The 9,053-nt window shown below is 52.8% G+C and carries 6 protein-coding genes and 2 pseudogenes; 7 read left to right on the top strand and 1 reads right to left on the bottom strand.

Going from position 1 to position 9,053, the window contains the following annotated elements; genetic code table 11:
• Positions 1-120 precede the first annotated feature (120 nt).
• The 7 genes and pseudogenes from IGR76_09425 to IGR76_09395 all read left to right on the top strand — a co-directional run bounded on the left by IGR76_09425 (position 121) and on the right by IGR76_09395 (position 7,879).
• Positions 121-363: pseudogene (locus IGR76_09425) on the top strand (transporter).
• A 249-nt stretch (positions 364-612) separates the two neighbouring features.
• Positions 613-2,427 carry an ABC transporter substrate-binding protein gene (locus IGR76_09420; GenBank protein MBF2078722.1) on the top strand — a complete coding sequence of 605 codons (1,815 nt, stop codon included), beginning with the start codon at positions 613-615 and terminating at the stop codon, positions 2,425-2,427.
• Positions 2,428-2,565: 138 nt separating this feature from the next.
• Positions 2,566-4,416, top strand: coding sequence for an ABC transporter substrate-binding protein (locus IGR76_09415; GenBank protein ID MBF2078721.1), 1,851 nt, complete (start codon positions 2,566-2,568; stop codon positions 4,414-4,416).
• Positions 4,413-5,210 (top strand): nickel pincer cofactor biosynthesis protein LarB, encoded by a 798-nt coding sequence (larB, locus tag IGR76_09410; protein MBF2078720.1) that lies wholly within the window; start codon positions 4,413-4,415, stop codon positions 5,208-5,210. Before IGR76_09415 ends, larB begins: the two co-directional genes overlap by 4 nt.
• Positions 5,211-5,408: 198 nt before the next feature.
• Positions 5,409-6,290: pseudogene (locus IGR76_09405) on the top strand (metal ABC transporter ATP-binding protein).
• The gene (locus tag IGR76_09400; GenBank protein ID MBF2078719.1) at positions 6,283-7,107 is read left to right on the top strand and encodes a metal ABC transporter permease; all 825 of its coding nucleotides are present in this window, start codon (positions 6,283-6,285) and stop codon (positions 7,105-7,107) included. Before IGR76_09405 ends, IGR76_09400 begins: the two are co-directional and overlap by 8 nt.
• Before the next feature lie 94 nt (positions 7,108-7,201).
• Positions 7,202-7,879: an ATP-dependent Zn protease gene (locus IGR76_09395; GenBank protein ID MBF2078718.1), complete on the top strand. Its 678-nt coding sequence runs from the start codon at positions 7,202-7,204 to the stop codon at positions 7,877-7,879.
• A 13-nt stretch (positions 7,880-7,892) separates the two neighbouring features.
• Here IGR76_09395 and IGR76_09390 read toward each other — a convergent pair whose 3' ends face one another.
• The gene (locus IGR76_09390) at positions 7,893-8,993 is read right to left on the bottom strand and encodes a response regulator (protein ID MBF2078717.1); all 1,101 of its coding nucleotides are present in this window, start codon (positions 8,991-8,993) and stop codon (positions 7,893-7,895) included.
• Positions 8,994-9,053: the final 60 nt, after the last annotated feature.

Genomic DNA, 9,053 nt, shown 5'->3' with positions numbered 1-9,053 from the left:
AGTGCTCCACACATCTGATTCCAGCATTCTGCGTTGGCAACAGCGATTGGCGGAGCAAGCGGATGAGGGGTCACCGCCAGCGTCTGAAGGATGTGATGTGACGCTAGGATTCTCAGGAGTGACTTCACCGGGCAACTGCCGCTTGAAGTGATGCCTCTCTTCTTTGCCATGATGTATGGCGCAACCCTAGGCGGTAACGGAACGCTAATGGGAGCATCGTCTAACATCGTGGCGGCGGGGATTGCGGAACAGCACGGCAGGCCGATGTCGTTTCGGGTGTTTTTGAGCTACGGTATTCCCATCGCTGTGCTTCAAATTATCACGACTGGGATATATATGACGGTGCGATTCCTGATCCTCTAATCCTAGTTTTGCCCCTAGGCAGCACTGGATAACGATCGTAGTCTAGAGGCGATCGCCCCTAGACTCATCCCAAAACAGCACCATCCCGGAATTACCCGCGCCCAGAAGGGATGCGCTACACTGAACTACGATCTCTATAGTGTGGGCGATCGCACCCTGTCGGTCAGGAGTGCTTCCCTCGCTTTAGATCAAAACATGTAGTGCCGAGATAAGTAGGGTTGAGCGTGGGACATGGCAATTGAAGGTTTCATGGCACGGTTTCGACGATGGTTCGTGAGAGGTTTGAGCATAGTACTGGCGATCGCCTTCAGTTTGGGCATCACAGGCTGTAGCATCGATCAGTTTAAGCAGGCGTCCGCTCAGGTTCCTCGCATTGTGATCGCCTCCTCCACCGATCCCAAAACCTTCAACTACGCCCTGAATCAATCCTTTCCCAGCGTTTTCTACTTCATCTACGACTCCCTCCTAGAACGCAACCTCAACACCAACGAGTTGGAACCCCATCTCGCCGAATCCTGGGAGATGTCCGACGACAATTTGAGCGTGACCTTTACCCTGCGGGAGGGATTGCAATGGTCGGATGGGGAGCCGTTCACCGCAGATGACATCATTTTTACCTTTAACGACATTTATCTCAACGAAGCGATTCCAGCCCCCACGCGGGATATTCTCCGGATTGGGCAAAGTCAAACCTTGCCCTCCGTGCGTAAAATCGACGATCGCCGTGTTGAATTCAAGATTCAGGAACCCTTTGCGCCCTTCTTGGAATACATGGGAGGAGCCTACGTATTGCCGAAACATGCGCTCGAAGAATCCATTAAAACAACGGATGCCCAGGGTCAACCACTGTTTATCAGCACCTGGGGAACGGATACCAATCCACAGGAGATTATCGGCAGTGGCCCCTACCGCATGGTGAGCTACAAACCTGCCGAACGCCTCATTTTTGAACGCAATCCCTACTACTGGCGGAAAGGGCCAGCGGGAGAACCGTTACCCTACGCAGAGCAGTTCATTTGGCAGATCGTAGACTCACCCGATACGTCACTGATGCAATTTCGGTCAGGGGGGGTAGATACGCTAGGCGTTTCGCCCCAGAACTTCATGTTGCTGAAACGGGAGGAAGAGCGGGGTAATTTCACGATCTATGAAGGGGGACCCGATACCGGGACTTTCTTTGTCTGCTTTAACCTCAATAAAGCCTCCCGAGATGGAAAGCCCTTAGTGGATCCCAAGAAATCCAAATGGTTTAATACGGTTGCGTTTCGTCAAGCGGTGGCCCACGCCATCAATCGTCCCAAGATGATCAACAACGTCTTTTTGGGGATTGGGGAACCGTTGAACTCATCGTTGCCTGTACAAAGTCCCTTCTATCTATCACCAGAAGAGGGATTACCCGTGTATGATTACGACCTTGAGAAAGCCAAGACTCTGTTAACTCAGGCAGGATTCCAGTACAACGCCCAAGGACAACTGCTGGACGCTGAGGGAACGCCCGTCCGCTTCACGATGTTGACGAATACGGGGGGACGAGTGGCAGACACCATTGGCCCCCAAATTAAGGAAGATTTAGGCCGTATTGGGATGCAGGTAGACTTCCAGGCGATTGAATTCAATACGCTGCTGGATCGGCTCCGCAACACGATGGATTGGGACGCCTACATTGGCGGAATTACGGGTGGCATCGAACCCCACGGCTATTCGACGATCTGGGCGTTGGACGGGATGCTGCACACCTTTAACCTCCAACCTCAGCCCAGCGATCCCCCCATTCAAGGGCAGGTGTTTGCGGACTGGGAGCGGGAAATTGCGGATTTATTCGTCCTCGGTTCTCAAGAGCTAGACGAGGCTAAGCGCAAAGAAATTTATGGTAAGGCGCAGGTTGTGATTCAAACGAATCTACCGTTTGTCTACTTGATCAACGGTCTGGTGATGGGGGCGGTGCGGAATACGATTCAGGGCGTGGACTATTCCGCGATTCCAGATTGGCCTTCCCTATGGAATATCTATGAACTCAAGATTGTCAACGGATCGGAACCCGCCCAAGCTGAACCTGTTTCCTAAATGGGTACGGGCGGGTCTAGCCGATAGACAGTGCTCAAGACCAGGGTTTGATTACGAAACCGCCCCTACGTCCCTTTAATTGATTTAAAAATCGTGATCTCTGTCCGTACCCGATTTGTGCTGATTGTTGATGCTGCGATGACCTGCGTGGCGTGGCTCGCCAATGATAGACGGCGAGGAATGGGGCGATCGCTCCTAGTGGGACTGGCGATCGCCCTTTTGATCTCGCTTATGGGCTGTCGAATGTTGGTGGAGCAAAGCAAAACCTCCGATCAATCCCAACTGGTGCTGAGCATTCTCAGCGATGTTAAAACCTTTAATCCACCGCTGAATCAGGAATTTCCGAGTATCTTTTTACTCACCCATCGGGGCTTGACCACCGAGGATGGCTTGACGGGGGAGGTACGGCCCGAATTAGCGGAATCCTGGGAGATATCGCCCGATCAAACCCGGATTACCTTTACGCTGCGGGAGGGGTTGCAATGGTCGGATGGAGAGCCGTTGACGGTGGATGACGTCGTCTTTACCTACCGGGACGTGATCTTCAATGACAAGATTCCCACGGATAGCCGCGACGGGTTTCGGATTGGGGCATCGGGTGCGTTACCCACAGTGGAAAAGGTGGGCGATCGCCAGGTGGCCTTTCAACTGCCAGAACCCTTTGCGCCCTTGCTGCGGGCAACCGTAGGGCCACCGACCGCAGGCGGAATTGCGATCTTGCCGCGTCATATCCTAGAGGATGCGGTGAGTACGTTAGACAAAGACGGGAATCCTCTATTTCTCTCCACCTGGGATACCAATACACCGCCCGACGACCTCGTGGTAAATGGCCCCTATCGCCTGCGATCCTGCGTACCGGGACAGCGCTTGATCTTTGAACGCAATCCCTATTTCTGGCAGGTGGACGAGCAAGGCGTCCAGCGGCCCTACATTGATCGGGTGGTGTGGGAGGTGGTGGAGTCTACGGATACGGCACTGCTCCAGTTTCGCTCCGGTAGCTTGGATGTGTTGGGCGATACCCGACCGCTGAAGCCGGAGTATTTTTCACTGTTGAAGCGCGAGGAGGAGCGGGGGCAGTTCCAAATTTTGATTGGGGGGCCGTGGTCTAGCACTACGTTTCTGGTATTTAACCTGAATCAGGCGACCGATGCCCAGGGCAAACCCTTTGTCGATCCGGTCAAGGCCTCGTGGTTTCAACGCCAAGGGTTTCGGCAGGCGATCGCCTACGCCATCGATCGCGATCGCATCATTAACAACGTCTTTCGGGGCATCAGTGAACCTCAGAATTCTCCGGTGTCGGTGCAAAGTCCCTACTATCTCTCTCCAGAGGAGGGATTGCCTGTTTATGAACACAATCTGGAGCAAGCGCGTAAATTATTAGAGACAGAAGGTTTTCAGCGGAACAGCCAAGGGGAACTGCTTGATCCCGATGGAAATCGCGTGAGCTTCACTCTGGAAACCAATACAGGCAACCAGATCCGGGAGGCGATGGGTGCCCAAATCAAAGACAATTTGGCACAACTTGGGATTCAGATCGACTTTCGCCCCATTGATTTTGGTACGCTGGTCTCGAAACTGACCCAAAGCCGCGTCTGGGATACGATTATGATCGGTTTTACGGGCAGTATCGAACCCCATTCCGGCGCAAACTTGTGGAAAAGTACGGGGGGTTCCCATCTCTTTAATCTGGGGGCACAGCCCGGACAAGAGCCGATTCAGAATTGGGTGGTCAGTGACTGGGAGCGAAACATTGATCAGCTTTTTGATGCCGGGGCACGGGAACTCAATGAGGAGGGGCGCAAACAGATCTATGCTGAGTTTCAACGCATTGTCCAAGAGCAGCTTCCGGTGATCCATCTGGTTCAGGAAATTGCGATGATGTCCGTGCGCGATCGCCTGCAAAATGTGCAATTTTCCAGCTTGCCCAGTTGGGGATTGTGGAACATCCACGAGTTGAAGATAGACGATCAGGGAGATAAAAAGCAGTGACGGATTTAGGGATGTTGCGGCAGTTGCTAGACGCGGTGGCTCAAGGTCAAACGAGTCCCGATGCTGCCCTGGATCAGATCAAGGTGTTGAGCTACGAGCCGATCGAAGAGTTCGCCAAACTAGACCACCAGCGATTGCTCCGTACGGGCTTTCCAGAGGTGGTGTGGGGGCCAGGAAAAACCCCGGATCAAATTGCCAAAATCATGGCGTCCTTGGCGGAACAGAACCCGATCGTGATGGCGACCCGGATTCCCTACGACGTTTACATTGAGATCAAGCGCTATCGCTATCTCCCGGATTTGCAGTACTATGACCTCGCCCGGATTTGTGCGATCGCCCCAACGGGAATCGAACCGCGCTATGCCGGAACCGTAACCCTCATTTCTGCCGGAACGGCCGATCTTGCCGTTGCTGAAGAAGCCGCCGTCACTGCCGAGCTATTTGGCTTCCACGTCAGGCGGCTTTGGGATGTGGGTGTGGCGGGGATTCATCGGCTGCTCCAGAACCAACACTACATTCGCGAGGCCGATGTGCTGATTGTGGTCGCCGGAATGGAAGGGGCATTGCCCAGCGTCGTTGCCGGATTAGCGGATTGTCCTGTGATCGCGGTGCCCACCAGTGTTGGCTATGGTGCCAGTTTTGGGGGATTGTCGGCCTTGCTTACCATGCTCAATTCCTGTGCCTCTGGGGTGGGGGTGATGAACATTGACAACGGCTTTGGGGCGGCAGTCTTGGCGGGGCAAATCCTACGAACCGCCGAACGGTTGCGCGATCGCCGTCCCAAAAGGGGTTAGGGGGACATCTCAGCTTGCAGCCCTCACCCTTTGAGCTACGGTGTATACACCAGTTCTTGACGGAGACTCTGTGCGCCTTGTTCCCCCCTAGCCCCCCTTAAGAAGGGGGGAGATAGCCTTAAAGTCCCCCTTTTTATAGACGCAAAGCGGCTTCCCGAAGGGTAGGGGGATTTAGGGGGATCGACAACGCTTTGATCCATGACAGATAACGTTATAAATATCCTCTCAGTCTTTTTCACCATTAATCCGCCCAGTGTAAGGATCTTCAAATCTGTGGATGTACCCGCTACCCCCCTGGAAGTAATTTCAATTCGGCATCTATGGGCCGGATACAATCAGGAACCCGTTCTAGAAGATATCAACCTGTCTGTTCAAGACCTGGACTTTATTGGACTGATTGGCCCAAACGGTAGCGGCAAAACGACGTTGTTTAAGGTGCTGCTGGGGCTGCTGCCACCGATGCGGGGTGAGGTGCTGATTATGGGGCAGCGACCCCAGCAGGGATGACGCTACCTGGGCTATGTCCCCCAAGGTATCGAGTTTGATCGGGCTTTTCCGATCACGGTTTGGGATGTGGTGATGATGGGTCGTTTGGGCAAACGTCGCCTGCTGCATACCTATACCACCAAAGACAGCCACTATGTGGCAGAAGCACTGCGGAGCGTGGAGATGCTGCAACTGCGCGATCGCCCCTTGGGAGAATTATCCGGTGGGCAGCGCAAGCGGGTCTATATTGCGCGGGCGTTAGCCGTAGAACCGAGCATTCTGCTGCTGGATGAACCCGTGGCCGGGGTGGATCCGCACATTGGCAGCCATATTTACGAGTTGCTGAAGCGACTGAATGAGCACATCACGATTTTGATGATCTCCCACGATATTGGGGCGATCGCCTCCTGCGTGAAAACGGTCGGTTTCCTGAATCGCCGCTTGTTCTACCACGGCGAGAAACAAATCACGCCAGAAATGCTGGAAATGGTCTATCAATGCCCTGTAGATCTAATTGCCCACGGAGTTCCCCACCGGGTCTTTCCCCAGCATCTATCCGAGGAAATCGAACGGAGGACGTCCAGCCATGATTGAAGCCTTGCAGTTTGACTTTATGCGAAATGCGCTCATGGCGGGAATTCTGGTCAGCATTGCCTGTGGGGTAATTGGCACCTTTGTGGTGGTGAACCGCATCGTTTTCATTAGTGGCGGCATTGCCCACGCGGCCTATGGCGGCATTGGGTTAGGCTATTTTTTCCAATTTAATCCCGTCCTGGGTGCGATTCTATTTAGCGTGGTGTCTGCCCTGGGCATGGGCATGGTGCAGCGCAAAACCCAACAACGGGCCGATACGATTATTGGGGTGATGTGGGCGATTGGCATGGCGATCGGTATTATCCTGATTGATTTAACCAAGGGCTACAAAGCCGATCTCCTGAGTTATCTGTTTGGCAGCATTTTGACCGTTTCGTTCAGCGATTTAATCATTATGCTGGTGCTGGATGCGATCATCATTACCCTAGCCGTGCTGTTTTATAAAGAACTCTTGGCGATTTACTTTGATGAACTGTTCGCGACGGTGGTCAATGTTCCTGTCGATGCCATCTATCTGACGTTGCTGTGTATGATTGCGCTGACCATTGTCATGATGATGCGGGTGGTGGGGCTGATTATGGTGATTGCGCTGTTAACGATGCCTGCCGCCACCAGTGCTCAGTTTGTCAGAGATATGAAAAAGATGATGGTACTCGCCAGTTTCTTGGGAATGATCTTTACGACCGTTGGGCTAGGGTTATCCTATTTCCTCAACCTCACCTCTGGTGCCACGATTATTTTGGTCGCCGGAGCAGTGTATTTGTTGAGTCTGCTCATTCAACCGTTGCTCAAGGCATCCGGTCATTCTGAGTTTTGAGCGTTGGATTTTATTGGGACTTAGGCCGTGGGGCGATTTCGAGAATCCATCAATTTCACGCTATAAAAAAAGAAGACCGTATCGATAAACGCCTGTGAGTAACACTACCCTCAATTTAGTCGCGATCGCCATCTTCTCGCTGGTGATCCTCAGTCTCGTAGGACCATTGGTGCAGATTTCGCCTGTGGTTCCGGCGATCGCTGCCTTTGGGATGCTGAGCATTGCTACCGTGGATACCCTGCAATGGCAGGGACGGGGGGGAACGTTGCTCCTGGACTGGGTTGCCAATTTTTCGCCAGAACATCGCCAGCGGGTTATTCGTCATGAAGCTGGACATTTTCTGGTGGCATACCTGTTGGAGATTCCGGTTACAGGCTACACCCTGACTGCCTGGGACGCACTAAAGCAAGGCCAACCCGGCCTCGGAGGGGTCAGTTTTGATAGTCAAGCCCTAGAGGCACAACTGGCCAACAATGAGCTATCGGTGCAGTTAGTCGATCGCTATTGCACTGTTTGGATGGCGGGCATTGCGGCAGAGCAATCTTTCTATGGAAATGTCGAGGGCGGAGCCGACGATCGCCAAACGATCCAAATTCTTTGGTCACAGCTTCGGCGTCCCAGTTCTGAAGCGGAACTCAAACAGCGGTGGGCAACGTTACAGGCCACCACGCTTCTGGAAAATCATCAAGCGGCCTACAATGCCTTAGTGTCAGCGCTGGAGCGGCGTGCGTCGGTTGAGGAGTGTTGTACAGCGATCGCCCACGCCTTATAGGTAAAGACATCCTCTACGCTAATGCATCGTCACACGGCAGAATCACCGTAAACCGAGTTCCTATTCCCACTTTGCTTTCAACCTGAATCTCTCCACCGTGAAGTTCAACGGCTTGGTGAACAATGGACAGTCCTAGCCCAGTCCCCTGAATTTCGCCGACATTTGATGCTCGCTTAAAGCGCTGAAACAGCAGATGTTGATCCTCATCCGGAATGCCAATGCCGGGATCGGAAATAGACAGCGTTAGCCGATCCTGCTCGTGGGTTACGTCAAGATGAATTGTCCCGCCGGATGGAGAATATTTGATGGCATTGGACAACAGATTGAGCACAATATGCTGGAGCAGTCGTTCATCCAGGATCACAATCGGACACGACTGGGGGGCATCGAGCTGAATATGGTGGGTGTTCTGGATGGCTAGCGCAAACTGATGAATCATATCCTCAAAGAAAGCTACGATATCCACCTGTTGAGGACAAAGTTCGTAGGTTGCCGCTTCGGTATGACTGAGAACCAAGATATCTTCGAGGAGATTGTTCATGGTAGACACCGCTCCTTGAATCCGCTCAAAACATTCGGTCTGCCTTTCTGCATCCAGCGATTCACCATAGTCCTGGAGGATCTCGGCAGACATGCGGATAGTAGAGAGGGGATTGCGAAAATCGTGGGCGGCGATCGCCAATTGGCGAGATTTTTCATCGCTCAAGGACTGTATAGCGGATAATGACGCCTGCAAGGCTAGCGCTTCTTGATGCTTCTTCAGCGCCATCTTAATGGCCGCATGGATTTCACGCTCTTTGAAGGGCTTGAGGATATAGCCGTAGGATCCGGTTTGTTCGGCCCGCTCCAACGTTTCATCATCGGCATAGGCTGTGAGGTAGATGATGGGAATATTGTTGCGGCTTTGGATCTGACGTGCTGTTTCAATACCGTCTATGTCTCCTTTGATCACAATATCCATCAGGATAACGTCGGGCGGATCGTCATCAACGTGGCGAATGGCGTCTCTCCCAGAGGACACAATCCCAACAACGTGATAGTCCATCTTGACCAGCTTTCGGGCTAACCCTTGGGCAATTAGCAATTCATCTTCAACGATTAGGATCTTAGTCATCGATGGTCAAATCCTCTGAGGATAGTGGAGTTCGGAAAAGGTGAGTCGGAAGATGGTGCC

The sequence above is a fragment of the Synechococcales cyanobacterium T60_A2020_003 genome (assembly GCA_015272205.1).
GTDB lineage: Bacteria > Cyanobacteriota > Cyanobacteriia > RECH01 > RECH01 > JACYMB01.
The sequence above is the reverse complement of the archived record's forward strand: the minus strand, read 5'-3'. Positions and strand labels throughout refer to the sequence as shown.

Bases quoted from the DNA above. Each gene is read 5' to 3' on its own strand.
- IGR76_09420 (MBF2078722.1), top strand. From the start codon at position 613: ATGGCACGGTTTCGACGATGGTTCGTGAGAGGTTTGAGCATAGTACTG.
- IGR76_09415 (MBF2078721.1), top strand. From the start codon at position 2,566: ATGACCTGCGTGGCGTGGCTCGCCAATGATAGACGGCGAGGAATGGGG.
- IGR76_09400 (MBF2078719.1), top strand. From the start codon at position 6,283: ATGATTGAAGCCTTGCAGTTTGACTTTATGCGAAATGCGCTCATGGCG.
- IGR76_09390 (MBF2078717.1), bottom strand. From the start codon at position 8,993: ATGACTAAGATCCTAATCGTTGAAGATGAATTGCTAATTGCCCAAGGG.